We start from the raw sequence: 23,744 nt of genomic DNA, 5'->3' as shown, positions 1-23,744 counted from the left end.
TCCGGCACTTCATGAGTCGTAGATGATATTTGTTGTTCCTTTCGGGGGCGCCACCCGGCACCCCCGATCGGCTCAATTCAACGTTGGGCTTACGCCTTGACGTGCTTCGAAATGTGCTTGTTCATTTCGAACATCGAGCATTTGTCGACACCGAAGACCTTCTTCAGCTTGTCGTCCGCCAGGATCTCGCGCTTGTTGGCGGGATTCTGGAGGTTGTTCTTCTTGATGTGGTCCCACACCTTGGAGATCACCTGGCTGCGCGGCAGCGGCGCCGAGCCGACGATCGCCGCGAGTTCGGGCGACGGGGTGACGGGCGCGTGGATGCCGCCAGTCTTGGGTGCAGTAGCCATTGCATTCCTTCCTGTTCGTTTGACCGCTTGAGCGGCCTAGACTCATTACGCCTCAATAAGAGCGCCCCTCCTTGTGCGCTGCCTTTTTGCGCTTGTCACGCCTTAGCATGCAGGTTTTCTATCCTATCCGGTGGTGACCCGATTGGCGCGCGAACGCCGAGTGCCTAGAAGCGGGCGCCAGCTTATAGGAGTGTCCATGAAAACGCGCGCTGCCGTCGCATTCGAAGCCAAGAAACCGCTGGAGATTGTCGAGCTCGATCTGGACGGGCCGAAGCCGGGTGAAGTGCTGGTCGAGATCATGGCGACGGGCATTTGCCATACCGATGCTTACACGCTTGATGGTCTTGATTCGGAAGGATTATTTCCGTCGATCCTGGGACATGAAGGCGCCGGAATCGTGCGCGAGATCGGCGTCGGCGTGACTAGCGTCGCGCCCGGCGATCACGTTATCCCGCTCTACACGCCCGAATGCCGCCAGTGTAAGTCTTGCCTCAGTGGCAAGACCAACCTCTGCACCGCGATCCGCGCCACCCAGGGCAAGGGCGTGATGCCCGACGGGACGAGCCGCTTTTCGTATAAAAATCAGCCGATTTTTCATTACATGGGCTGCTCGACCTTCTCGAACTTTACCGTTTTGCCCGAAATCGCGGTCGCGAAGATTCGCGAGGACGCGCCGTTCCAGACCAGTTGTTATATCGGGTGCGGCGTCACCACGGGGGTCGGCGCGGTGGTCAACACCGCCAAGGTGCAAGTCGGCGACAATGTTGTGGTGTTCGGGCTCGGCGGGATCGGGCTCAACGTGCTGCAGGGTGCGCGGCTCGCGGGCGCGGGGCGGATTGTCGGCGTCGACATCAATCCCGACCGCGAAGCATGGGGTCGCCAGTTCGGCATGACCGACTTCATCGACGCGCGCGGCAAGTCGCGCGAGGACACGATCGCCGAAATCCTGGCGTTGACCGACGGCGGCGCGGACTTCACGTTCGATTGCACCGGCAATACCGAGGTGATGCGCACCGCGCTCGAAGCGTGCCACCGCGGCTGGGGCACCAGCATCATCATCGGTGTGGCCGAAGCGGGCAAGGAAATCGCGACGCGGCCATTCCAGCTGGTCACTGGGCGCAATTGGCGCGGGACGGCGTTCGGCGGCGCCAAGGGCCGCACCGACGTGCCCAAGATCGTCGACTGGTATATGCAGGGCAAGATCGCGATCGACCCGATGATCACGCATGTTCTGACGCTCGACGAAATCAACAAGGGCTTCGACCTGATGCATGCGGGCGAAAGCATCCGCAGCGTCGTCGTCTACTGAATCACATAAGGGAGAGGAAATATGTTCAGCCACATGATGGTCGGGTCGAACGACATCGACCGCAGCAAGAAATTCTACGACGCAACGTTCATCGCCATGGGCGGCAGGCCCGCCCGCAAGGACGACAAGGGCCGATTGATCTATGCCTATAATGGCAGCATGTTTCTGGTCACGCCGCCGATCGACGGGCAGCCCGCGACGCACGGTAACGGCTGCACGATCGGCTTTGCGATGACGCCCGAGCAGGCCGACGCTTGGCATCAGGCCGGTGTCGCCAACGGCGGCACCGCGATCGAGGATCCGCCCGGCGTGCGCAGCGGGTCGGGCATGGATCTGTATCTCGCCTATCTGCGCGATCCCGACGGCAACAAGCTCTGCGCGTTGCACCGCATGCCGGCATGACGCTGGAGACGCTGTCGGAGCAACGCTGCTTCGGCGGCGTCCAGGGTATCTATCGCCACCAATCGACCGCAACCGGTACGCCAATGCGCTTCGCGGTGTTCGTGCCGCCGGGGGAGGGGCCGTTCCCGGTCTTGTGGTTTCTCGCCGGGTTGACCTGCACCGAGGAGAACTTCGTCACCAAGGCGGGCGCGCAGCGCGCCGCAGCCGAGCACGGCCTGATCCTGATCGCGCCCGACACGAGCCCACGCGGCGACGACGTGCCCGATGACGACGGCTATGATTTCGGCAAGGGCGCGGGCTTCTACGTCGATGCGACCGAAGCGCCGTGGTCGGCCAACTACCAGATGCGATCCTATATCGAGAGCGAACTGCCCACGCTGATCGCGGCAAGCTTTGCGGCGGACATGGGCCGACAGGGGATCACCGGCCATTCGATGGGCGGCCACGGCGCGCTGACCGTCGCGTTGCGCAATCCGGAGCGATTCGGGAGCGTGTCCGCCTTCGCGCCGATTGTCTCACCGCTGTATTGCCCGTGGGGCGACAAGGCGCTGACCGGCTATCTCGGTGCCGATCGGACAGCCTGGCGAGCCTATGACGCCTGCGCACTGATCGAGAAAGGCGCACATGTGCCGGAAATCCTGGTCGATCAGGGCGACGCTGACCAGTTCCTGACCGAACAACTCAAGCCGCAATTGCTGGCCGACGCCTGCCATGTCGCCGGGATCGACCTGACGCTCAGGATGCAGCCGGGTTACGACCACAGCTACTATTTCATCGCGAGCTTCATCGCCGATCACATCGCCTGGCACGCCGCGCGGCTGGCATAGAAAAAGCCCCGGCGAACGGATCGCCGGGGCCTTTTCCTCGTTCGTTCCGCCACGCCGTCAGACGAGACTGCTACGCAGCCTCGCTGCCCGCCGTAGCGAGTCCGCGATTTGCTTCCGCAAATCGCCGCCCGCCCGCATCAGAACTTGAAGCGGGCATCGAGACCGTACGTGCGCGGCGGGCTCGGATAGGCCGACAACGTGCCGCTCTGCGCCACGCCAGGGAAGATCACCGGATTGTACTTCGGCTCGCTGAGATTGCGGCCCCAGACGCTGAGCTCGAGACCCTTAATCACCTGGAAAGCGATCGACGCGTTGAGCGATTCCGGCGACGCCTTGTATGGCAGCCCCTGTGCGATCTTGAACGCGCTGTCATGCGCGAAATCGACATGGAAGATCACCGCTTGCGCGTCGCCGAACGGCACGGTGTACGTGCCGCCGACCGCGACCGAGAACTTCGAAATCCCCGACGGTGTAGCGCCGGTCAGGTTGGTCGGCACGACGGTGTTGGTCGCCGGATTGAACGACGATCCGCCGGTGAACTTGTCATATTTCGGATCGAGGTAGGTCAGCGACGCGGTGAATTGCAAATTCTTGGTCGGTGACATCGTCGCGTCCATTTCGACGCCCTTGGTCGATTCCTGCTCGGCGTTGGCGAGCACGAAGCCCGTGCCCTGGAACACGTTGCTCTGGAAACCCTTCAGGATCTGCTTGAACACCGCGATGTTGATCCCGAAGCCTTCGAAATTGCCCTTCAGGCCGACTTCATAGACTTGCGCCTTTTCCGGTCCCGCATAGCGCGTGCCGGCGGTCAAATTGTTCACCGCCAATCCAGCAGTGCGAATCGGCGATGCGGCCGGCGCCGGCGACTGGAACGGCGACCCCGGGATGAACGTACTAGCGAAGGGGCGGCTGTCGAACGACAGGTTGAACGACGACGCCTTGAAGCCCGTCGCGTAGCTCGCATAAGCGTTGATGTTGCGGTTGAACTTGTAAGCAACGCGCAAGGTGTACGATAGATTGTCGTCGTGCGTTTTGCCGTTTTCGACCGCGTTGGGATAGTTGAGGAACGGCGGCAGGAACTGCAGCGGGCGTAGCCCCAGGAACGGGTTGCTCGCGCTGCCCGCGAAAGCGCGGGCATTGGCGTCGGGCAGCCCCAAACCGCCGAACGCCACGGGGGTGACCGCGTAGTTGTAGCCGACCTGAACAAGGTCGATGCCTGAGAAGACGTCGGTGGTGCTGTCGTTGGTCCGCACCGCCTTGCGATCGTTGGTGTAGTTGAACCCGGCGGTGAATGTCAGGCCCTTGACCGGCTCAAGATCGACCTGGCCGAAGATCGAATAGGCATTGTCGGCATATTTATAATGCTCGAAGCGACCCTGGCCCGCCGCACCGAATGCGGTCGCCGGGGTCGATGCGGGCAGACCGGCCAGCGCGCGGATCAGCGTTTCATTGCCACTATAGGCGCCGCCGCTCAGCGCGTTGGCATAGGCCTTGAAATTGTTGCCGAACGTCAGCGATCCGTCGCTCTGGATGTCTTCCTTGAAATAGAAGCCACCGATCAGGAAGTTGAACGGCCCGTCGAAGCTCGAGGCCAGCCGCAGTTCCTGCGTGTAGGTATCGACCTTCGTAGTCAGCTGGTTCGAGCCGATCAGGTCGGCGCTGGTGAAGTCCGAATCAGCGTTGGTGTAGGTCTTGACCCGGCGATACGAACTGATGCTGGTCAGCGCGAGCTGGTTGGTCACGGCATAGTCGATCTGGCCCGAGAAGCCGTAATTGTCGATTTTCGTGACCGACGGGAAATTCGCGTAGCTATTGTATGAAAAACGCTGGTTCGAGTTGATCTGGCCGTTGATCGGCGGTGCCTTGATTGCGGCGGCGGTCGGGCCGGCGAACAGATTGGCCACCGTGCAGCAAATTTCGTCGATCCGATCATAATCGCCGATCAGCCGGATCTTGAAGTCCGAGCTCGGCTCGAACAGCAATTGCGCACGCACGCCGTAGCGGTTGCGGTTGTTGCCCTTGATGCCGAGGTTGACGTAATTCGCGTAGCCGTCGCGCTTGTTGTAATTGCCGGCCAGGCTGAACGCGACCGTCTTCGTGATCGGGCCGGTGATGTCGGCCTTCAGCACGACCGCGTTGTAATTGCCGTAGCTCGCCTCGGCGCTGCCGCCGAATTCGAACTTCGGCACTTCGGTGACGATGCTGATGACGCCGGCCGATGCGTTCTTGCCGAACAGGGTCGATTGCGGTCCGCGCAGTACTTCGACGCGCTGGATGTTGGGCAGATCGCCGATCTGCGCGGACGAGCGCGACCGGTACACGCCGTCGATGAATACCGCGACCGACGGTTCGATGCCGATATTGTTGGCGCCGTTGCCGAAGCCGCGGATGATGAAGTTGGTGTTGGCCGAGCTTTGCAACTGGCCGACCTTGAGCGACGGGACCAGCGTCTGCAGGTCGATCAGGTCACGGACTTGCGAACGCTCGATCTGTGCGGCGGTGGCGACCGCGACCGAGATCGGCGTGTCCTGCAACGTCTGCGCGCGCTTGGTCGCGGTGATGACGATGTCGTTGTCGGACGAGGTATTGTCGTCCTGCGCACCCTGCGGGGCGGCGGCGGGTGCGGGTGCCGGCGCGGTTTGCGCGGCGGCCGGAACGGTGGCGATCAGCGCGATGGCCGACGCGGCGAGAAGCTCGAATTTCTTCACGGGTAACATCCCCTCTGCAAGTGCCACCGGTCTTGTGCCGTTTGGCGTGGTTTCCAACCTTAGTGGGCAATGCCTAGGAGGCTTGAAGTTGCGCCGTCAATGGCCGTCCCCTTCGCACCGACCCGTTTTCGGGCGGTGTGGGTCGCACGATGCGGCGCAAGACACACTGTCAAGGCGCCGGATGCCGCCTTTTCCGTAGCGTCATGGCTTTCAGGTCACGGTAGCCAAGAAAAAAGACCCCGGAGAAATTTCCGGGGCCTTTTTTCGATTTCGAGGTGCCGGGACCGCCTTGCTCGGCCCCCAAGGCGTCAGTCAGAACTTGAACCCGGCCGCGATGCCATAGCGGCGCGGTTCGAGCGTGAACGCGTTGGTGAACAGGCCCGACGACTGATCGGTGACGTACAGGCCGGTAATGGCGCTGTTATCGGTCAGATTCTGGACGAAGGCGCGGAGGTAGAAGCGATCCTTCGGCCCGTTCAGCTGGATCTGGGCGTTGATCACTTCATAGCCCTGGATGCGGTTGATGTTCTTGTTGAAGATGCTGCCGTAATAGCCGCCGGTATAGGTCAGGTCGACCCGCGGGACGAGGCTCCAGTCGCCGAACTCCGCGGTGTATTGGACCCCGGCCGAGAATTTGTAGTGCGGCGACTGCGGCAGTTCGTTGCCGCGAATATTGGTCTTCACGCCCTCGGGCAGCACCGAGACGCCCGATGCCGCGGTCGCATTCGCGGTCAGCACCGAGCACAGGCTGAAAGCGCCGGTCGTATTGGTGCCCGGAATGGCCGTGGGTCCCTGCAGCCCGAGCCCGGCATTGACCGCGGTGACGAAGCCGTTCGACTGCGCCGCCACCCCGGCGTTGGAGACGACCGCGCAATTGTTGCCGAATTGCAGATCCTTGATGATCACCGCATCGGCGCGGCCGCCTGATGGATCCTGCGTGTTCGCCAGGAACTTGTCGGTGGTCACCTTGGTATGGAGATAGCTGGCGTTGAGGTTGAACAGCAGATCGCGCGTCGGCTTGATGATCGCTTCCGCTTCAAGGCCGTAAATGTCGGCATCGACATTGTCGTTGACGGACGTGCGCGCGACGATGCGGCTCAGCTGCAACTGTTTGTACTGATAATAAAAAGCCGTCAGGTTGAGGCGCAGCGTACCGTCGAGGAAGGTGTTCTTCGATCCGATTTCGAAGGCGTTGACGCTTTCGGGATTGAACCCGACCGGCACCGCGAACACCGGGGTCAGCGGCGGGTTGATGCCGCCCGATTTGTAACCGCGCGAATAGGATGCGTAGACCAGGTTGCGGTCAGTAATCTGCCAGTCGAGCACCGCGCGGCCGGTCAGCCGGCTGAACGACACGTCGTTGATCGCGAGCGGCTGGATCCCGGTGCGCGTCGGGTCGGCGTCGAAATTGGCGAAGGCCGGCGAGGTGTAGACGTTGGTCGTGTTGAACGGGACGACCACCCCGGTCAACAGCGTGGTCCGCGCCTCAACATGCTTGTCATCATGGTTGTAGCGCGCGCCGAGCGTCAGCTTCACCCGATTGGTGAAGTTGACATAGGCTTCGCCGAAAATGCCATACGATTTCAGCAGATAGTCGTCGGTGTTGTTCCGGTAGAACGGCGTCGCCGAATAGCCGGAGCCGCCGCCGAACAGCACCGACGCATAGTCGAGCGCGAACGAATTGACGTAATAGCTGTTCTCGGTGAGGTGATACCGCAGATAGCCAGCCCCGAGCAGGAAGTTGAACTTGCCGTCGAACTTGCTGCTCAGGATGCCTTCGCCGTAATATTGGCTCGCCGAACCGGTCGAGCGGTCGAAGTCGAGGCTGCGCGGCCCGCACACGAAATGACCGCCGAACACGCCGGTTCCGGTCGGCTCCGCAGTCGACATGCAGACGTTGCTCGTGCTGCCGCTCGGCAACAAAGCGTTGCGCGCGGCCAGGAAGCCGGCACCGAGCGCGCCGCTGCCGGCAACGGCATTGAAGGTGTTGAGGCCGGCGTTGGTGGCGTAGGCGTTTTCGATGGCCAGGTTGTAATCGACCGTGGAGTCGGTCGATCCCTCGGTATAGCCACCGTCGAGCTTCAGCGTGATGTTGCCGAAATCCTGGACCAGGTTGACCAGCACCTGTTTTTCATTGGTCTTGAACCGCGGCAGCGAGTCGATGTTGACCGTGCGCACGTCGCTCGGGTTGACGAAGCCGGAATAGGTGTCGGGGCCGTACACGCTGCCCAGCGCGAAGGTCGGGCCGACCGCCGCGAGCGGCGTGCCGGCGAAGGCGATCCGCAGGAACTCGGTCGAGGTCAAAGTCGCCGCGAAGCTGGCATTGCCGTTGAGTGTGTCGGTGCCCAGGCGATCGGGAAGGCAGCCGAGCACGCCGGTCGGGTCACGGTGGCACAACTGTTTCTGGATGCGCGAGCGGTCGTCGTTTTCCTTGAAATAATGGCCGACGATGTCGAGCGTGGTGTTCGCGGTCGGCTGGAACCGGATCGACGCGCGGATGTCGTATTGGTCGCGTCCGTCGATGTTGGTGTTGGTGAAGAGGTTCCGGGTGAAGCCGTCACGCTTCAGGTAATAACCTGCTACGCGCACGCCGAATATGTCGCCAATGGGAATGTTGATCATGCCCTTGATGCGGAAGCTGTCGTAATTGCCGTATTCGATGTCGCCGGACGCACCGATCCCCGAAAGGTCGGGCTTCGCAGTGATGAAGTTGATCACGCCGCCGGTCGCGTTGCGGCCGAACAGCGTGCCCTGCGGCCCGCGCAGCACTTCGACGCGCTCCATGTCGAAATATTCGTTCTGGAAGATCGGCGACGCGATCACCGGCACGTCGTTGACGTGGATCGCGGTCGCCGCGTCGCACGTGACACCGACGCACAAGTCGCCGATGCCGCGAATGTTGAACGACGACGACGAGGTGAAGTTGCTCTTGGTGAAGGTGATGTTCGGCAGCGTCAGCTGAAGGTCGCTGGTGGTATTGATCTGCTGCTCTTTGAGCGCCTCGGCGCTGAATGCCGACACCGCGATTGGGACGGTCTGCAGGCTTTCCGACTGACGCTGCGCGGTGATGACGATGTCGCCGATCTGGCTGTCATCGTTCGCTTGCGGCGCAGGGCTGCTGGTTGTGGCCGCCTGATCCTGTGGCGGCGTGGTCTGTGCGAAGGCCGGCGTCGCCGACAGCAAGGCAATTGCAGACGCGGCGAGAAGCTCGAATTTCTTCATAGCAAAACATCCCCTCATGCAGACGCCCCGGTCTTGTGCCGGATGGCGCGATTTTTCATACCCAACATTCCAAATCTAGGAGGCTTAAACTTGCGTCGTCAATAAGCTAGAGGCTCTAAAAGTTGCGGCTTTCGGCGCCTGTTGCACAAAGGAAACAGTCGGAAGCCGGTGACCGACGACGACCGCGCGGCCTCTGTCGTAGCGTCAAACTGGCAAAGGCATGAACGGACCGAAATGAGCGAACACGAAGACGATTTGAACGACGGCGATCTGGTCGCCTCCTCGCCGAAGATTCCGGTCCCCGACGACGTGGCGGCAGCGGTCAAAACCTTGATTCGCTGGGCCGGCGACCAGCCGGAGCGCGAAGGGCTGCGCGATACGCCCCTGCGCGTCGCGCGCGCCTGGAAGGAATATTGCGCCGGCTATGGCGACGATCCCGCGCGGCATCTGGCGCGCGTGTTCGAGGAAGTCGGCGGGTATGACGACATCGTGCTGCTCAAGGACATTCCGTTCCAGTCGCATTGCGAGCACCACATGGCGCCGATCATCGGCCGCGCGCACATCGCGTACCTGCCCAAGAACCATGTCGTCGGCATCTCGAAGCTGGCGCGGGTGCTGCACGGGTTTGCGCGACGGCTGCAAGTGCAGGAACGGCTGACCGCCGAAGTCGCCGATTGTATTTGGGACAATTTGAAGCCTCAGGGTGTCGCAGTGGTGATCGAGGCGACGCACGCCTGCATGACCGCGCGCGGCGTGCGCACGCCAGGCGTCGGCATGGTCACCAGCCGCATGATGGGCGTGTTCCGCGACGACGAACGCAGCCGCCGCGAGGTGCTGGCGCTGATGGACATGCAGGGCAAGGCGTGACGCGTACCGTCCTCGTCACGGGTGGATCGCGTCGGATCGGTGCGGCGATCGTGCGCGCGCTAGCGAGGGCGGGGCACCGCGTGGTGATCCATCACCATCATCAGCACGACGACGATGCGGCGGCGCTGGCGGAGGAACTCGATTTGTCGGGTGAACACGTCGCGACGGTGACGGGCGATCTTGCCGATCTGGACTCGGCTGCGGCGATCTTCAGCGCCGCGCGCAACGCTATGAATGGGCCGATCGACGGGCTGGTCAATTGCGCGTCGGTGTTCGAATTCGACCGGCCGCCGGAGTTCGATCCGGCGTTGCTGTCGCGGCTGACGAGCATCAACTTGTCGGCGCCGGTCGCCCTCGCGTGCGAACTGGCGAAGCAGGAGGGGCTGAGCGACGGCGCGGTGGTCAATTTGCTCGATCAGAAAGTCGCCAACCTCAACCCGGATTTCTTCAGCTACACGTGCACCAAGATAGCGCTCGAAGGCGCGACGACGATGCTCGCCCATGCGCTGGCGCCGCGCGTCCGCGTCAATGCGGTGTCGCCCGGCCTGACGCTGCCGAGCGGGGATCAGAGCGATGCGGAGTTCACCGCGGTGGCGAGCGAGAACGTGCTGCGCCGGCCGGTGCCGGTCGATGAGATTGCCCGTGCCGTCGAGTATCTGCTGACCGCCCCGGCGATCACCGGCCACAATCTGTTCGTCGATAACGGCCAGCGCTTCCTCAAACGCGACGGCGACGTAATGTTCTCGACCCCCGGCCGCCGCGATGGGTGACGCGGCCTACACGATCCGGCTCGACTCGCTCGAAGTGATGATCGGCCTCGGCATCCATCCCGGGGAACTCGCCGCGCCGCAACGCGTGCTCGTCTCGGTCGCGATGACGTGCCGCTATCCCGCACCGCCCGAAGATCGGATCGACGCGGTGGTCGATTACGACCATGTGCGCGAAGGCATTCACGCGATCGCAGCGGGCGAGCACATCATGCTGCAGGAGGTGTTGTGCGAGCGCGTCGCCGCGCTGTGCCTCGCCGACCGCCGTGTGGTGCAAGTCACGGTCAGTTCGACCAAGCCCGACATCTATCCGGATGCGCAGATCGGCTGTGAAATTACCCGGGTGAGGGAAGGGTGAGGATGAAGCGAACGATCGCTGCCTTACTCGTGCTGGGGCTACCTATCGGCGCGACGCCGCTGGCCGCGAAACGCTTGCCGCCATCGCCGCTCGAAGGCGTGTGGAAGACCGATTGCCGACCGATCGGCAAGAACGGTCGCCACGGTTTCATCACGCGGCTGGAGGTGAAGGGCAGGGCGCTGACCGCGACCACGCAGATATACGCGCACAACACGTGCGACACTGCAACCGTCGGCACCGCCTATCGCGGCGAGATCGTCCGCACCGCAATCGCCGCCGATGGTGCGATCGATTTCGATCACGTCGTGCTGGCGGTGACGATGACCGCGGACGCGCCCGACGTGGTGACGACCTACAATGCCAACGACACGTCGGGATGCGGGATGGGCGGCGGCTGGCAGATCGGCGTCCCGCGAGGTGTCGAGGGGCGGTACTGCGCGCCTTTCACCTTCCCGGCGGTCGGCGTGCAGCTTTACGAGCGCGCCTGGGTGGCGGGCGACGACCTGCGCATCGGCAGCTTTCCGGCGGTGTGGAACAATACATCCCCCGATAAGCGCCCAATGACGCCCGGCACGATGGTCTTTCATCGACTGACATCAAGGAGAGAAACATGACCCTATCGCTCTACGCGGCGATCGTGCCGAATTACGTGCAGATCCTCGGCGCGGTCGCAGGGTTGCTCGACAAGGCCGAGGCGCATTGCGCCGACACCGGCACCGACCCCGGCGACCTGCTCGCGGCCAAGCTGGCGGACGACATGCTGCCGTTCGGATATCAGGTGAAATCCTGCGCGGCACATTCGATCGGCGCGATCGAGGGTGTGCGGGCTGGCGTGTTCTCGCCCGACATGAGCCCGTGGCCGACGACGTTCGAAGGGCTTCGCGCCGCGGTCAAAAGCGCGCTGGCCGAGGTCGAGGCGCTGACACCCGACGAGGTCAACGGTTTCGTCGGGCACGACATGCGGTTCGAGATGGGCGAGTTCCGCATGCCGTTCACCGCGGAGGAGTTTCTCCTCTCCTTCTCGCAGCCCAATTTCTATTTTCACGCGACGACGGCGTACGACATCCTGCGCTGGAAGGGCGTGAAGCTGGGCAAGCGCGATTTCATGGGGCGCCCGCGGCTGAAGATGCCGGCCTGAGTCGGCTAAGTTGACACTAGGTTGACGCTATCGGCGTGTTCGCCGGCGGTGGCTGGCCGGCGAATGTTCCCAATGTTCGCAGTGACCATGGCTGTTCTCCATCGACGGGGAAAGCGGTGAGTCGAACCGACAATGAGAAAGAGCCGGTCGGGACGATGACTCCGAAAATCCAACGTTACCAGCGGCATCGTTCCTCACTCTGCAATCAATCCGGCATCCATCTGTCCGCGAGCGAGCGCTCGCGGACAGATGGATGCCGGATCAAACGCCTATGCGGCGGCGTCTCCACTGCCCTTGACCGCGCCGTGAGCGATGAAATTCACTGCATCGGACCGGGTCATCGCCTGCTCATTGAGCAGGCGTACGGCTTGACTTTCTTGCTCCGAGAATAGGGCCACAAGAGCATTGGCGGCCGTCACCGATTGGCGCCCTGAAAACCCAACATGCATCACCGCCCGCTGGATCACGCGTTGGAAGCCATAGCTTGGCCCTGGTTCAGAACCCGCCTCAAGCTTTGGCTCCTTGTCGAGGTATTCGGACAGCGCCTTCTTCAGGATCTCGAGGTCAACTTGGCAGCCCTTTAACACGGCCGAAGCATCGCTGTCGTCGATGAGCGCAAGAAGCAAATGCTCCAGCGTCATCCGCTCGTGGTTTCGGTGTTTAGCGTCGGCAAGGGCTCGATTTAATGTCGTTTCGAGGTTGGCCGAGAAGCCGACGCGTTCGGTAGCTGAAGTGCTTTCAGCGGGTACGAATGGCGTGGCGATAGGATGTTGTCGTGGGGTGTCGGCGCCCGTGTTAATCGCTGCGGACATCGTATTCCAGTCCGCCAAGCCGAACGCCTTCGCAGTTAGTTCAAGGCTTTGACTGACGGTGATTTTGATGCCTTCGTCGGCGAGGGTTGCACGGATTGTATTCGCCATGGCTTTGGCGTCGCGAAAGTCGCGCATGACTTTGTCCCTTGCTTGAACGAATTTGAGGGTGTCAGGAGCTTGCGTTGCTGACCCGTTCGTTCGGGCAAAGGGGCTCTAAAAGGCCGCGATACGTTCACCGTACCCAGAGGGCGCAAGCAGCAGGTCGTATCAACCGCTCTCGGCGTATCTAAGGCATGGTTTCATGTCAATTGCCGGGCCTATGGTTCGTGTCCTAATTGACGGCAGTAAATCGTCGTTTCCAGACAGTCCGCCTCTACGGCATCCGGCGCGGCTCAGTCCGCTCGGTTTGCCGCCGATAGCACCGCCCGCACGCTCGCAGTGGCGACGTCTTCGTCGATGCCGACCCCCCACACCGTGCTACCGCCGGCTGTTCGGCATTCGACATAGGCGGCGGCCTGGACGTCGGTGCCGTGGCCGATCGCGTGCTCGACATAATCGACCACCTCAAGCTCGATCCCGAATCCCTCGCGGATGCCCGCGAGTACGCTCGAAATCAGCCCGTTGCCGCGCCCGCTGGCCGATTTGACCGCGCCGCCCTCCGCGATGCTCCCGGCGAAGATGCGGTCGCCGTTGAGCGCGCGCGTTTCGTCATAGGCTTGCAGCGTCATCCGGTCCCAGTCGCCCGCCAGATAGGTGCGTTCGAATAGCCGCCAGATGTCGTCGGCATTGAGCTCGCGGGCAGCTGCGTCGGCCAGCCCTTGGACGTGGCGTGAGAAATCAGCCTGGAGCCGCTTGGGCAGGCGCAACCCCTTGTCCTGTTCGAGCACCCAGGCGACGCCGCCCTTGCCCGACTGCGAATTGACCCGGATCACCGCTTCGTAGCTGCGGCCGAGATCGGCGGGGTCGATCGGGAGGTACGGGATTTCCCAGAAATCGTCGTTCTGCCGCTCGCGCGCAGTGAAACCCTTCTTGATCGCGTCTTGATGCGACCCCGAGAACGAAGTGTAGACCAACTCGCCGGCATAGGCGTGGCGCGGATGGACCGGCAGGCTGGTGCAATATTCGACCGTCTTGATCAGCCCGTCGATGTCCGACAGGTCGAGCCCCGGATCGACGCCCTGCGTATACATGTTGAGCGCGACCGTCACGAGGTCGCAATTGCCGGTGCGCTCGCCGTTACCGAGCAGGCAGCCCTCGACCCGGTCCGCGCCCGCCATCAGCCCCAGTTCCGCCGCCGCGACCCCGGTGCCGCGGTCGTTGTGCGTGTGCAGGCTGATAATGACCGCGTCGCGATTGGGGATCATTCGCCCGAACAGCTCGATCTGGTCGGCATAGACGTTGGGCGTCGCGCATTCGACGGTAGCGGGCAGGTTGAAGACGATCGGCTTGTCTGGCGTCGGCTGGAGCACGTCCATCACCGCCGCGCACACCTCGACCGAGAAATCGACCTCGGCGGTGGAGAAGGTCTCGGGCGAATATTCGAACCGCCAGTCGGTGTCGGGCTGGGCGGCGGCGCAGTCGCGCAGGATTTTCGCGCCGTCGATCGCGATCTGGCGGATTTCGTCCTTCGACATGCCGAACACGATCTTGCGCCACGCCGGCGACACCGCGTTGTAGAGGTGAACGATCGCCCTGGGCGCGCCGCGCAAGCTCTCGAACGTCGTCTCGATCAGGTCGCGGCGCGATTGCGTCAGCACTTGCGGCGTCACGTCGGCGGGGATGCGACCCGAGCGGACGAGGTTCTGGATATAATCGAAATCGGTCGCGCCTGATGCGGGGAAGCCGACCTCGACTTCCTTGATCCCGGTCTTGACGATCAGGTCGAAGAAGCGGGTCTTTTTCTCCGCGTCCATCGGGTCGATCAATGCCTGGTTACCGTCGCGCATGTCAGTGGACAGCCAGATCGGCGGCCTGGTGATGCGCCGCGACGGCCATTGCCGGTCGGGCAGGTCGATCGTCGGAAACGGGCGGTACTTGGTCGATGGATCGCGCAGCATGGCTCTTCTCGCTTCGGTCGGCGGGTAGGGTCAGGCCCTTAAGCGCGATGCGCGCCGTCGCGGGCACGCAAGTGATGAACCGCGCCTAAGGGCGCGTAAGTCGAAGCAGCGAAAGGAGCTCGATCGTCATCTTGCGAATAGCGTTAGCCCGCGATGGTTAACAAAGTCCAGTATCTAGTCGCCGAACCAATCGTCGATCGGGCTGTGTGGCAGGAACCACAATATGGCCACCAGCATTGCGCAGCCGATCCCCAGCCACGGAGAGACGAATGTCAGCGGAACGCCGACGATGTAGATTGCGGTCGCCACGATCCCCTTGCGCATCGTCTGGCGATGGTATGTCTCCCCGATCTCGGACTTGGTGCCAGTGGCGCGAATGACATGCTGCAAAGGGGTATAGGCCAAGGCCGGGAACAGCATGGTCGCCAGATACACCAAGGTTGCGTCGCGGCTGAAATGCTGGGTGCCAAGGTACGCGGTCGAGAATGGGATCAGCGACAGCGCGAACAGCAGGAATAGGTTGAACCACACCAGCGAATTGGTGACCCGTTTGGCGTGGCTGAACAGCCGGTGATGATTGACCCAGTAAATGCCGACATAGGCGAAGCTGAGCGCGTAGGCTGAAAAGATCGGCCACATCCGCCACAAATGGTCGAGCCCCGGTTCCTCCGGCGCCTTCAGTTCGAGCACCATGATCGTGATGATGATCGCGAGAACGCCGTCGGAAAACGCCTCGACCCGACCGACGCCGGGCTTGCCCTCGCGCTCGTCCTCGCCGTCGCTCACTGTGCCTCGAACCCGGCGTTGATCGTCAGGTCGACGCGGTCGGAGACCAGCGGGATGCTATTCGACAGCCCGAACTCGCTGCGCTTGATGCTTGTCGTCGCGGCGAACCCGAACGCGATCTTCTTGTCGCCCCAGAATTCGCGCCCGGCGCCCACGAAACGCGCCTTGAGCACCACCAGCCGGGTAACCCCGTGAATGGTCAAATTGCCGGTGATCGTCGCGTTGCTGCCCGCCGCGACGACCTTGGTCGATACGAACGTCGCATTGGGGAATTTCGCGGAATCGAAGAAATCGGCGGCCTGCAGGCCTGCATCGAGTTCGGGCGATGTGGTCCGCACCTTTGCGATTGGAAACGACACCTCGACCTTGGACGATGCGGGCGCCTTGGGATCGAGCACCAATGTCCCGGTCGGGCTGTTGAACAACCCGCTATATTCGGTGAAGCCCAGGCGATTTACCGTAAAGACCACCTGCGTATGGTCGGGATCGATCTTGTAGGTGCCCTTGGTCACCACTGCGGGATTGGGCGTGCCGGGCGCCTTGGTCGGCATCGTCATTTGCGCGACGACGTGGACGGCGATAACAGCGGACAAAAGGGCGAGGGGGGCTAAGCGGCGCATCATCCATCTCCTGCGGATTGTTATGCGACCGTTTCTAACCGCCTCGCCCTTGAGTGGCTAGTTGCGCTCCTTGTCCACCAGCTTGTTCGCGCCGATCCACGGCATCATCGCGCGCAGCTCGGCACCGACCTTTTCGATCGGGTGCGCGGCGGCTGCCTTGCGGCTTGCCTTGAGTTCGGGTTGCCCCGCGCGGTTGTCGAGGACGAAATTCTTGACGAACCGCCCCGACTGGATGTCGGCGAGCACGCGCTTCATCTCGGCTTTGGTTTCGTCGGTGATGATCCGCGGGCCGGTGACGATGTCGCCGTACTCGGCTGTGTTGCTGATCGAATAGCGCATGTTGGCGATGCCGCCTTCGTACAGCAGGTCGACGATCAGCTTGGTCTCGTGGAGGCACTCGAAATAGGCCATTTCGGGGGCGTAGCCGGCCTCGGTGAGCGTCTCGAATCCGGCCTGGATCAAGTGGGTGATGCCGCCGCACAGCACCGCTTGTTCGCCGAACAAATCGGTTTCGCATTCCTCACGGAAATTGGTCTCAATGATCCCCGATCGCCCGCCGCCGACGCCCGACGCATAAGCCAGCGCGACGTCGTGCGCATTGCCGCTGGCGTCCCGCTCGACCGCGATCAGGCACGGCACGCCGCCGCCCTTGACGTACTCGCTCCGCACGGTGTGGCCAGGCCCCTTGGGCGCGATCATGATGACGTCCAGATCGGCGCGGGGCTCGATCAGCCCGAAATGCACGTTGAGTCCGTGCGCAAACGCGATCGCGGCGCCCTGTTTCATGTTGGCGTGATAATCGTCGGCATAGATCGCCGCCTGATGCTCGTCGGGGGCTAGGAACATCACGATGTCCGCCCAGGCTGCGGCATCCTTGTTCGACAGCACCTTGAAGCCCGCGTCTTGCGCCTTCTTCGCGGTGGCCGATCCTTCGCGCAGCGCGATCGCGACGTCCTTGACGCCGCTGTCGCGGAGGTTCTGGGCATGGGCATGGCCCTGCGAGCCATAGCCGACGATCGCGATCTTCTTGTCGGTGATCAGGTTCAGATCGGCGTCGCGATCATAATAGACACGCATAATAGGCTCCCTTTAGTGCTGTCGTCATGCCGGGCTTGTCCCGGCATCCACGGAGCCGCGAGCGTTTGAGCTTGGGGCGCGGTGGACCTCGGCACAAGGCCGGGGTGACGGTTATATTGTGACTGCGTTTAGGCCGCTTCCTTGCCCCGCGATATCGCGACGATGCCCGTCCGCGCGACTTCGATCAGGCCGACTTCGCGCATCAGCTCGACGAACTTGTCGATCTTTTCGGTCCCGCCGGTCACTTCGAACACGAAGCTCGACGTCGTCGCATCGACCACGCGGGCACGGTACACGTCGGCCAGCCGCAACGCCTCGATCCGGTGATCGCCGGTCCCGCGCACCTTGACCAGCGCCAGCTCGCGCTCGACATGCGCGCCCTCGGCGGTGAGGTCGCTGACCTTGTGGACGGGCACCAGCCGGTCGAGCTGCGCGACGATCTGCTCGAGCACGTGCGGGGAAGCGGAGGTGACGATGGTGATGCGGCTGACCGATTTGTCCTCAGTGATCTCGCTGACCGTCAGGCTCTCGATATTGTAGCCGCGCGCGGTGAACAGCCCGGCGATCCGCGCCAGGATACCCGGCTCGTTGTCGACGATTACCGCCAGCGTGTGGCGTTCGGTGGCTTCTTCCTTGATTCGCATCACACCAGCGCCTTCGCCTCGTCGTCCATCGTGCCCGAGACTTCGTTGGCCTGGAGGATCATTTCGGTGTGTGAAGCGCCCGACGGAATCATCGGGAAGCAATTCGCCAGTTGTGACACGCGGCAATCGATCATCACCGGGCCGTCATAGGCCAGCATATCGGCGATACCATCGTCGAGCTGGTCGCGCGTGTCGATGCGGATGCCTTTCCAGCCATACGCCTCGGCCAGCTTGACGAAATCGGGCAGCGCGTCGCTGTAGCTCGACGAATAGCGGCTTTCGTAGGTCAGTTCCTGCCACTGGCGGACCATGCCCATATATTCGTTGTTGAGGATGAATATCTTGACCGGCAGACGGTATTGCGTCGCGGTCGCCAGTTCCTGGATGTTCATCTGGATTGATGCTTCGCCGGCGATGTCGATGACCAGCGCGTTGGGGTTGCCGAGCTGCGCGCCGATCGCCGCGGGCAAGCCGTAGCCCATCGTGCCGAGCCCGCCCGACGTCAGCCATTTGTTCGGCGCTTCGAACCCGAAATGCTGCGCGGCCCACATCTGGTGCTGGCCGACTTCGGTAGTGATAATCGGCGACTGCTTGTGCGTCGCCTCCCACAGTGCGCGGACCGCGCGTTGCGGCATGATCGCCTTGGGATCGCTCTCCGGGAAATCGAGGCACTTGACCGCGCGCCAGCCATGAATCCGGCGCCACCATTCGGCGGTGTCGGGCCTGGGATGCTGGCGCGATTTCCACACGCGGACCATGTCCTCGAGCGCGTGGCCGACGTCCGCCACCACCGCAAGGTCGATCCGCACCGTCTTGTTGATGCTCGACCGGTCGATATCGACATGCACCTTGCGCGCGTTGGGCGCGAAGGCGTCGAGCCGTCCGGTCACGCGATCGTCGAACCGCGCGCCGAGCGCGACGATCAGGTCTGCCTGGTTCATCGCCCAATTGGCTTCGTAGGTGCCGTGCATCCCGAGCATGCCGAGCCATTGGTCGTCGGAAGCGGGGAAGGCGCCGAGCCCCATCAAGGTCGAGGTGACCGGCGCACCGGTGATCTTGGCCAACTCGCGCAGCAATTGCGACGCGCCGGGCCCCGAATTGATGATCCCGCCGCCGGTATAGAAGATCGGCCGCTCGGCCGCGGCGAGCATGTCGACGACTTGCTCGATCAGCGCCGGGTCGGCCTTGACCTGCGGGCGATAGGTCTTGTGCTGGATCGGGCCGGGCTTTGTGTATTTGGCGGTCGCGACCTGCACGTCCTTCGGAATGTCCACGACGACCGGCCCCGGGCGGCCCGAGGTAGCGATATGGAACGCCTCATGGATCGTCGCGCCGAGCCGCACCGGGTCCTTCACCAGATAATTGTGCTTGGTGCAGTGGCGCGTGATGCCGACGGTGTCGGCCTCCTGGAAGGCATCGGTGCCGATCAGCGCGGTCGGCACCTGCCCGGTGATGACGACCATCGGGATCGAATCCATCAGCGCATCGGTGATCCCGGTGACCGCGTTGGTCGCGCCGGGGCCGCTGGTGACGAGCACCACGCCGGGCTTGCCGGTCGAGCGGGCATAGCCCTCCGCGGCATGCGTTGCGGCCTGCTCGTGGCGGACGAGAATGTGGCGGATCCGCTTCTGCTTGAACAAAGCGTCGTAGATCGGGAGCACCGCGCCGCCGGGATAGCCGAACACGACCTCCACGCCGAGATCGCACAGCGCCTCGATCAGGATATCGGCTCCACTCTTCTCGGCCACGACAGGGCTCCTTTGTTCGCACACGCAACATAAATGCGGTCGCGGCGCTCTAGAGGTATGAAAACTACGCGTCAACCATCATTAGAATCATTTTATGTCTATTTGATGAAGTCTGGTGAAATTATCTGTCTCGGCCGTTCTTGTCCAGTCCGCAGGCGGTTGGTTGCGGAACCACGTATACTGCCGCTTGGCGTATTGGCGCGTGGCGAGGCTCGCGCGCTCGATCGCATCGGCCAGCGTAATCGTACCCAAAGCGGCGGCGGCGAGTTCGGGCAAGCCGATCGCGCGGCGGATCGGGGCGTCGAGCGGCACGTCCTCGCGCGCGGTCAGCGCGGCGACCTCGGCCATCGCGCCGTCATCGACCATCGCGGCGAAGCGCCGGTCGATCCGCTCGGCGAGCCAGTCGCGCGGTGGGAGCAGGATCAGCGCGCGAAGATCGATCCGATCGCCGATCCCGCCGACGCGCTCGCGCCGCCAGTCGGCGATCGAGCGCCCGGTCGAGCGGATGACCTCGAGCGCGCGGGCGACGCGGGTGGTGTCGGTTGGGTTGAGTTTGTCGGCTTGCTCGGGGTCGGCGCCGATGAGCGCGGCATAGGTATTGGCGACCGGCATCGCCCGCACCTCGGCTCGGATCGCCGGGTCGATCTCCGGCACCGGCGCTATCCCGTCGATCAACGTGCGCAGATACAGCCCGGTGCCCCCGACCAGGATCGGCAAGCTGCCCGTCTCGACCGCCTCGTCGATCGCGTCGCGCGCCTCGCTCGCCCAGCGCGCCGCCGAATAGCCGGTGTCGGCGGGATCGACATGCCCGAACAGCCGGTGCGGTGCGCGTGCCTCCTCCTCGGCGGAGGGCCGCGCGGTGACGATCCGCAAGTCGCGATAGACCTGCGCGCTGTCCGCATTGATTACCGTCCCGCCGTGCTTCTCCGCCAGCATCAGCGCGAGCGCGGACTTGCCGCTCGCGGTCGGCCCTGCGATGAGCGCCACTTTCGGGAGGTTGTCCTTGTTCATCGCGACGCTGATAGCCGCCACGCTGCCGCAGGGCGAGGTGTCCGCCGCGCGCGATCGGCTCGACGCGGCGGGGTGCCTGCCGGTGGCCGAGATCTGGGTCGAGGAGGGCGAGGCGTGCGACCTGCAATTCGGTCGTGATATCAGCGCCGCGCGCGCCGCGCTGGAGGGGCAGGGCTATGACGTCGTCGCCCAGCCCGTCGAGCATCGCCGCAAAAAGCTGATCGTCGCCGACATGGATTCGACGATGATCACCGTCGAATGCATCGATGAGCTCGCCGACTATGCCGGGATCAAGGCCGAGGTCGCCGCGGTAACGGAAGCGGCGATGCGCGGCGAGATGGATTTCGGGCAGGCGCTCGACGCGCGGGTGGCGTTGTTGAAAGGGATGGACGAGGCGGTGATCGACCGCTGCCTCGCCGAGCGGGTCAGGATCATGCCCGGCGCCAAGGCGCTTATCCGCACGATGCGCGCCCACGGCGCGACCGCGATCCTCGTGTCGGGCGGTTTCACCCGTTTCGCCGAGCCGGTCGCGCGCGAGATCGGCTTCGACCGCGCGATCGCCAACGTGCTGGAGGTAGCGGACGGTAAGCTGACCGGCACGGTGGCCAAGCCAATCGTCGATGCCGCGACCAAGCTCGCGACGCTGTCGGAGTCGGTTCTCGAACTGGGGTTGGCACGCGCGGAAACGCTAGCGGTCGGCGACGGCGCCAACGACCTCGCGATGATCACGCAAGCTGGGCTGGGGGTCGCGTACCATGCCAAGCCGGTCGTCGCCGACGCTGCGGGCGCGCGGATCGATCAGGGCGATCTGACGGCGCTGCTGTTCGCGCAGGGTTATGCGCGGCGGGAGTGGGCCGAGGGCTAACTCCGCGCCTGTGAATACGGAAAGAGCAACTGATTGCCGTCCGGGTCCTCGACGATCATCAGGCGATATCCCCAATGGCCATCCCTCACCTCGACCCCGTTGCGTTCAAACTCGGCACGCACCGCATCGATCTCGTCGTCGTCGAGCGAGATGAAGGTCAGGCTGTGGCCTTTCCGCGTCGGCCATTGGCACGACAGCAATAACTCACATCCCTGACGCGAGACTTGCGCGACGAGCAACTGGCTAGCCTCGGGATGGCGCCAGTCTTCGCCAAACCCTAGCCGCGCATAGAAAACGACCGACTGGTGGACGTCCGCGACCGGCACGATCGCACGTGTGTACCAGCGATTCATCGGTCGATCAGGGCGCGACCGGCACGCACGGCTTGACCGCGCCGCACGCTCCCGCTGCCTCGCCCTTCGACGCATAAGGCCCAACCAGCAATCGCGTCAGCGCACCGGCCTTGACGTAGATCGGCTGGCGTCCCGGAAAGCGCCCGCCCACCTGGCTCCATAACTTGCGCGCGTTGTTGGGGTCGCCGAATGCGCCGAGTTGGATGCGCCAGCCGCCGCCGGTCGCGACCGGGACGGGCTTGGGCTGCGCAGCGACCCTGGGCGGTGCGGGCTGCGGCGGAGACGGCGGCGCGGCGATCGGGCGCGGGACATATCTGGTGGGCGGCGGCGCGACCATCGCTACCGGGGGCTTGCCCTTGGGCGGCTTGCCGCCCGGCGCCGGATAAGTCGCGCCGGGGCTGCTCGGCGGCACGTCGATCGTCGCGATGCCGGGACGCGGCGGCACGCCGCTGCCGCCGGCGACCTCGGTCGGATAATTCGGCCGTCCCGCCTGCGCCTCATATTGCCGCGCGAGCGCGATGCCGGCCTGGCGCTGGTTGTCGGGGATGTACTTGTCCATCTCGGCGAGCGTCTGCGACCCTTGCGGCAAGCCCGCCTGCGACGATCGCTGGAGCAGCGCATACGCGCGCACCCAGTCGCGCGGCACGCCGTCGCCGTTGAACAGCATCGTGCCGAGTACGAGCTGCGCGCGGGGTTCGCCGCGCGCGACGGCTTTCTCGAGCCACGGCACCGCCAGGTCGCGCTTGCCGTCCTGGAACAGTGCGAGACCGTAATTGTCCTCAGCCTGCGGATGCCCCTGCAGCGCCGCCTTGCGGTACCAGCTTTCCGCCATCGGCAGATCGACCGGCACGCCGCGACCCAATTTATAGGCCTGCGCCAGATTGAACTGCGCGTCGGCGTCGCCGGCGATCGCCGCCTTGCGCCATTCGGCGACGGCGGTGGCATAGTCGCCCTTGTTCCACGCATCGACCCCGGCCTTGGTGTCGGCCAGCGCCGGCACACCAGCAATAAAGATAAGGGAAAGCGCCGCAGCGCCGATCAGCGTTCGCATGTTACTCATCCCGCCCAGCTACATCCTGTGGGGTGTATCGCTCCGTATCGCCGGAATGGCAAAGAAATCGTTGTTCGACCCACCTACTGAATATCACGCCGTTAACCTGTTCTTAGGTCCCGGCATGGCACCCCGCCTATCGAATAGCGGGGAGTTACAGGATCAATGCGCGTTCTCGCGATGGCATCGCAGAAGGGCGGTTCGGGCAAGACGACGCTGTCGGGGCATCTTGCGGTGCAGGCACAGCTCGCCGGCGCCGGCCCTGTCGTGCTGATCGATATCGACCCGCAAGGGTCGCTGTCCGACTGGTGGAACGAGCGATCGGACGAATATCCGGCGTTCGCCCAGACCACGGTCGCACGGCTCGCCGCCGACCTCGAAGTGTTGCGTCAGCAGGGCTTCAAGATGGCGGTGATCGACACGCCGCCGGCCATCACCATGGCGATCCAGAGCGTGATCCAGGTCGCCGAGCTGATCGTCATCCCGACCCGCCCCAGCCCGCACGATCTTCGCGCCGTCGGTGCCACGGTCGATTTGTGCGAACGCGCCGGCAAGCCTTTGATCTTTGTGGTCAACGGCGCCACCCCGAAAGCCAAGATCACATCCGAAGCCGCGGTCGCGCTGTCGCAGCACGGCACGGTCGCGCCGGTGACGCTGCATCAGCGCACCGACTATGCCGCGTCGATGATCGACGGGCGCACGGTCATGGAGGTCGACCCCAACGGCAAGTCCGCCAGCGAGGTCCGGGCGCTGTGGACGTACATCTCCGACC

General features: G+C 63.6%; 23 protein-coding genes. 10 read left to right on the top strand and 13 right to left on the bottom strand.

From position 1 onward, the window contains the following. Nucleotides 1-89: 89 nt before the first annotated feature. Nucleotides 90-350, bottom strand: coding sequence for an SWIB/MDM2 domain-containing protein (locus JWM94_RS15980; RefSeq protein ID WP_299429223.1), 261 nt, complete (start codon nt 348-350; stop codon nt 90-92). Between the two features lie 196 nt (nt 351-546). Here JWM94_RS15980 and JWM94_RS15975 point away from each other — a divergent pair, with 196 nt between their 5' ends. From JWM94_RS15975 to fghA, 3 genes are read left to right on the top strand one after another with little or no spacing between them, the layout of a single operon-like run. Beyond that, complete coding sequence (locus tag JWM94_RS15975; RefSeq protein ID WP_299429221.1) at nt 547-1,659, top strand: S-(hydroxymethyl)glutathione dehydrogenase/class III alcohol dehydrogenase; 1,113 nt, start codon at nt 547-549, stop codon at nt 1,657-1,659. Nucleotides 1,660-1,680: 21 nt separating this feature from the next. Beyond that, nucleotides 1,681-2,061 (top strand): VOC family protein, encoded by a 381-nt coding sequence (locus JWM94_RS15970; RefSeq protein WP_299429219.1) that lies wholly within the window; start codon nt 1,681-1,683, stop codon nt 2,059-2,061. After that, nucleotides 2,058-2,888 (top strand): S-formylglutathione hydrolase, encoded by an 831-nt coding sequence (gene fghA, locus JWM94_RS15965; protein ID WP_299429217.1) that lies wholly within the window; start codon nt 2,058-2,060, stop codon nt 2,886-2,888. The genes JWM94_RS15970 and fghA overlap by 4 nt, the downstream gene beginning before the upstream one ends. A 137-nt stretch (nt 2,889-3,025) precedes the next feature. Here the strand turns inward: fghA and JWM94_RS15960 are convergent, their stop codons facing one another. Both JWM94_RS15960 and JWM94_RS15955 read right to left on the bottom strand, forming a co-directional pair. Next, a complete protein-coding gene (locus JWM94_RS15960) occupies nt 3,026-5,605 on the bottom strand; it encodes a TonB-dependent receptor (protein ID WP_299429215.1) in 2,580 nt (859 codons plus the stop codon). Nucleotides 5,606-5,908: 303 nt separating this feature from the next. Continuing rightward, complete coding sequence (locus JWM94_RS15955) at nt 5,909-8,818, bottom strand: TonB-dependent receptor (protein WP_299429213.1); 2,910 nt, start codon at nt 8,816-8,818, stop codon at nt 5,909-5,911. A 234-nt stretch (nt 8,819-9,052) separates the two neighbouring features. On the opposite strand from JWM94_RS15955, the gene folE reads away from it, so the two are divergent. Genes folE through JWM94_RS15930 form a run of 5 tightly spaced genes read left to right on the top strand, consistent with a single transcriptional unit; the run spans nt 9,053 to nt 11,948 of the window. Beyond that, complete coding sequence (folE, locus tag JWM94_RS15950; RefSeq protein WP_299429211.1) at nt 9,053-9,685, top strand: GTP cyclohydrolase I FolE; 633 nt, start codon at nt 9,053-9,055, stop codon at nt 9,683-9,685. Next, nucleotides 9,682-10,455, top strand: a complete 774-nt coding sequence (locus JWM94_RS15945; RefSeq protein ID WP_299429209.1) for an SDR family oxidoreductase — start codon at nt 9,682-9,684, stop codon at nt 10,453-10,455. The genes folE and JWM94_RS15945 overlap by 4 nt, the downstream gene beginning before the upstream one ends. Then, the gene (locus JWM94_RS15940; RefSeq protein ID WP_299429207.1) at nt 10,448-10,810 is read left to right on the top strand and encodes a dihydroneopterin aldolase; all 363 of its coding nucleotides are present in this window, start codon (nt 10,448-10,450) and stop codon (nt 10,808-10,810) included. Before JWM94_RS15945 ends, JWM94_RS15940 begins: the two co-directional genes overlap by 8 nt. A gap of 2 nt (nt 10,811-10,812) precedes the next feature. After that, on the top strand, nt 10,813-11,424 hold the full coding sequence (locus JWM94_RS15935; protein WP_299429205.1) for a hypothetical protein: 612 nt from the start codon (nt 10,813-10,815) through the stop codon (nt 11,422-11,424). Continuing rightward, nucleotides 11,421-11,948: a DUF1993 family protein gene (locus JWM94_RS15930; protein WP_299429203.1), complete on the top strand. Its 528-nt coding sequence runs from the start codon at nt 11,421-11,423 to the stop codon at nt 11,946-11,948. The genes JWM94_RS15935 and JWM94_RS15930 overlap by 4 nt, the downstream gene beginning before the upstream one ends. Nucleotides 11,949-12,217: 269 nt before the next feature. Here the strand turns inward: JWM94_RS15930 and JWM94_RS15925 are convergent, their stop codons facing one another. The 8 genes from JWM94_RS15925 to miaA form a co-directional block, all read right to left on the bottom strand. Next, entirely contained in the window at nt 12,218-12,895 is a 678-nt protein-coding gene (locus JWM94_RS15925; RefSeq protein ID WP_299429201.1) for a Clp protease N-terminal domain-containing protein, read from the bottom strand. A 257-nt stretch (nt 12,896-13,152) separates the two neighbouring features. Beyond that, nucleotides 13,153-14,817 (bottom strand): 2-isopropylmalate synthase, encoded by a 1,665-nt coding sequence (leuA, locus tag JWM94_RS15920; protein WP_299429199.1) that lies wholly within the window; start codon nt 14,815-14,817, stop codon nt 13,153-13,155. 174 nt (nt 14,818-14,991) lie between these two features. Then, nucleotides 14,992-15,603: a TMEM175 family protein gene (locus JWM94_RS15915; RefSeq protein WP_299429197.1), complete on the bottom strand. Its 612-nt coding sequence runs from the start codon at nt 15,601-15,603 to the stop codon at nt 14,992-14,994. Beyond that, nucleotides 15,600-16,160 carry a YceI family protein gene (locus JWM94_RS15910; protein ID WP_367185903.1) on the bottom strand — a complete coding sequence of 187 codons (561 nt, stop codon included), beginning with the start codon at nt 16,158-16,160 and terminating at the stop codon, nt 15,600-15,602. The genes JWM94_RS15915 and JWM94_RS15910 overlap by 4 nt, the downstream gene beginning before the upstream one ends. A 120-nt stretch (nt 16,161-16,280) precedes the next feature. Next, nucleotides 16,281-17,300: a ketol-acid reductoisomerase gene (ilvC, locus tag JWM94_RS15905; protein WP_299429193.1), complete on the bottom strand. Its 1,020-nt coding sequence runs from the start codon at nt 17,298-17,300 to the stop codon at nt 16,281-16,283. Nucleotides 17,301-17,428: 128 nt separating this feature from the next. After that, nucleotides 17,429-17,944, bottom strand: coding sequence for an acetolactate synthase small subunit (gene ilvN / locus JWM94_RS15900; RefSeq protein WP_299429191.1), 516 nt, complete (start codon nt 17,942-17,944; stop codon nt 17,429-17,431). Then, nucleotides 17,944-19,692: an acetolactate synthase 3 large subunit gene (locus JWM94_RS15895; RefSeq protein ID WP_299429189.1), complete on the bottom strand. Its 1,749-nt coding sequence runs from the start codon at nt 19,690-19,692 to the stop codon at nt 17,944-17,946. The genes ilvN and JWM94_RS15895 overlap by 1 nt, the downstream gene beginning before the upstream one ends. A gap of 87 nt (nt 19,693-19,779) precedes the next feature. Next, nucleotides 19,780-20,703: a tRNA (adenosine(37)-N6)-dimethylallyltransferase MiaA gene (gene miaA / locus JWM94_RS15890; protein WP_299429187.1), complete on the bottom strand. Its 924-nt coding sequence runs from the start codon at nt 20,701-20,703 to the stop codon at nt 19,780-19,782. Between miaA and serB the strand changes: the two genes are divergently transcribed. Beyond that, nucleotides 20,696-21,568 carry a phosphoserine phosphatase SerB gene (gene serB, locus JWM94_RS15885; protein WP_299429227.1) on the top strand — a complete coding sequence of 291 codons (873 nt, stop codon included), beginning with the start codon at nt 20,696-20,698 and terminating at the stop codon, nt 21,566-21,568. The two genes, miaA and serB, sit on opposite strands and share 8 nt — an antisense overlap. Here serB and JWM94_RS15880 read toward each other — a convergent pair. Then, entirely contained in the window at nt 21,565-21,921 is a 357-nt protein-coding gene (locus JWM94_RS15880; protein WP_299429185.1) for a glyoxalase superfamily protein, read from the bottom strand. The genes serB and JWM94_RS15880 overlap by 4 nt on opposite strands. Nucleotides 21,922-21,928: 7 nt before the next feature. Then, nucleotides 21,929-22,981, bottom strand: a complete 1,053-nt coding sequence (locus tag JWM94_RS15875; RefSeq protein WP_367185902.1) for an SPOR domain-containing protein — start codon at nt 22,979-22,981, stop codon at nt 21,929-21,931. 156 nt (nt 22,982-23,137) lie between these two features. Between JWM94_RS15875 and JWM94_RS15870 the strand changes: the two genes are divergently transcribed. Further along, a partial coding sequence (locus JWM94_RS15870) for a ParA family protein (RefSeq protein ID WP_299429183.1) occupies nt 23,138-23,744 on the top strand: 607 nt, incomplete at its 3' end.

The organism is Sphingomonas bacterium, from assembly GCF_028289855.1.
Lineage (GTDB): Bacteria > Pseudomonadota > Alphaproteobacteria > Sphingomonadales > Sphingomonadaceae > Sphingomonas.
The sequence above is the reverse complement of the archived record's forward strand: the minus strand, read 5'-3'. Positions and strand labels throughout refer to the sequence as shown.

Excerpts from the sequence above, each read along its gene's own strand:
- ilvN (WP_299429191.1), bottom strand. The coding sequence starts at position 17,944 with ATGCGAATCAAGGAAGAAGCCACCGAACGCCACACGCTGGCGGTAATC.
- JWM94_RS15930 (WP_299429203.1), top strand. The coding sequence starts at position 11,421 with ATGACCCTATCGCTCTACGCGGCGATCGTGCCGAATTACGTGCAGATC.
- JWM94_RS15955 (WP_299429213.1), bottom strand. The coding sequence starts at position 8,818 with ATGAAGAAATTCGAGCTTCTCGCCGCGTCTGCAATTGCCTTGCTGTCG.
- ilvC (WP_299429193.1), bottom strand. The coding sequence starts at position 17,300 with ATGCGTGTCTATTATGATCGCGACGCCGATCTGAACCTGATCACCGAC.
- folE (WP_299429211.1), top strand. The coding sequence starts at position 9,053 with ATGAGCGAACACGAAGACGATTTGAACGACGGCGATCTGGTCGCCTCC.
- JWM94_RS15935 (WP_299429205.1), top strand. The coding sequence starts at position 10,813 with ATGAAGCGAACGATCGCTGCCTTACTCGTGCTGGGGCTACCTATCGGC.
- fghA (WP_299429217.1), top strand. The coding sequence starts at position 2,058 with ATGACGCTGGAGACGCTGTCGGAGCAACGCTGCTTCGGCGGCGTCCAG.
- JWM94_RS15940 (WP_299429207.1), top strand. The coding sequence starts at position 10,448 with ATGGGTGACGCGGCCTACACGATCCGGCTCGACTCGCTCGAAGTGATG.
- JWM94_RS15925 (WP_299429201.1), bottom strand. The coding sequence starts at position 12,895 with ATGCGCGACTTTCGCGACGCCAAAGCCATGGCGAATACAATCCGTGCA.
- leuA (WP_299429199.1), bottom strand. The coding sequence starts at position 14,817 with ATGCTGCGCGATCCATCGACCAAGTACCGCCCGTTTCCGACGATCGAC.
- miaA (WP_299429187.1), bottom strand. The coding sequence starts at position 20,703 with ATGAACAAGGACAACCTCCCGAAAGTGGCGCTCATCGCAGGGCCGACC.
- JWM94_RS15875 (WP_367185902.1), bottom strand. The coding sequence starts at position 22,981 with ATGAGTAACATGCGAACGCTGATCGGCGCTGCGGCGCTTTCCCTTATC.
- JWM94_RS15960 (WP_299429215.1), bottom strand. The coding sequence starts at position 5,605 with ATGTTACCCGTGAAGAAATTCGAGCTTCTCGCCGCGTCGGCCATCGCG.
- JWM94_RS15980 (WP_299429223.1), bottom strand. The coding sequence starts at position 350 with ATGGCTACTGCACCCAAGACTGGCGGCATCCACGCGCCCGTCACCCCG.
- JWM94_RS15970 (WP_299429219.1), top strand. The coding sequence starts at position 1,681 with ATGTTCAGCCACATGATGGTCGGGTCGAACGACATCGACCGCAGCAAG.
- JWM94_RS15975 (WP_299429221.1), top strand. The coding sequence starts at position 547 with ATGAAAACGCGCGCTGCCGTCGCATTCGAAGCCAAGAAACCGCTGGAG.
- JWM94_RS15910 (WP_367185903.1), bottom strand. The coding sequence starts at position 16,160 with ATGACGATGCCGACCAAGGCGCCCGGCACGCCCAATCCCGCAGTGGTG.
- JWM94_RS15880 (WP_299429185.1), bottom strand. The coding sequence starts at position 21,921 with ATGAATCGCTGGTACACACGTGCGATCGTGCCGGTCGCGGACGTCCAC.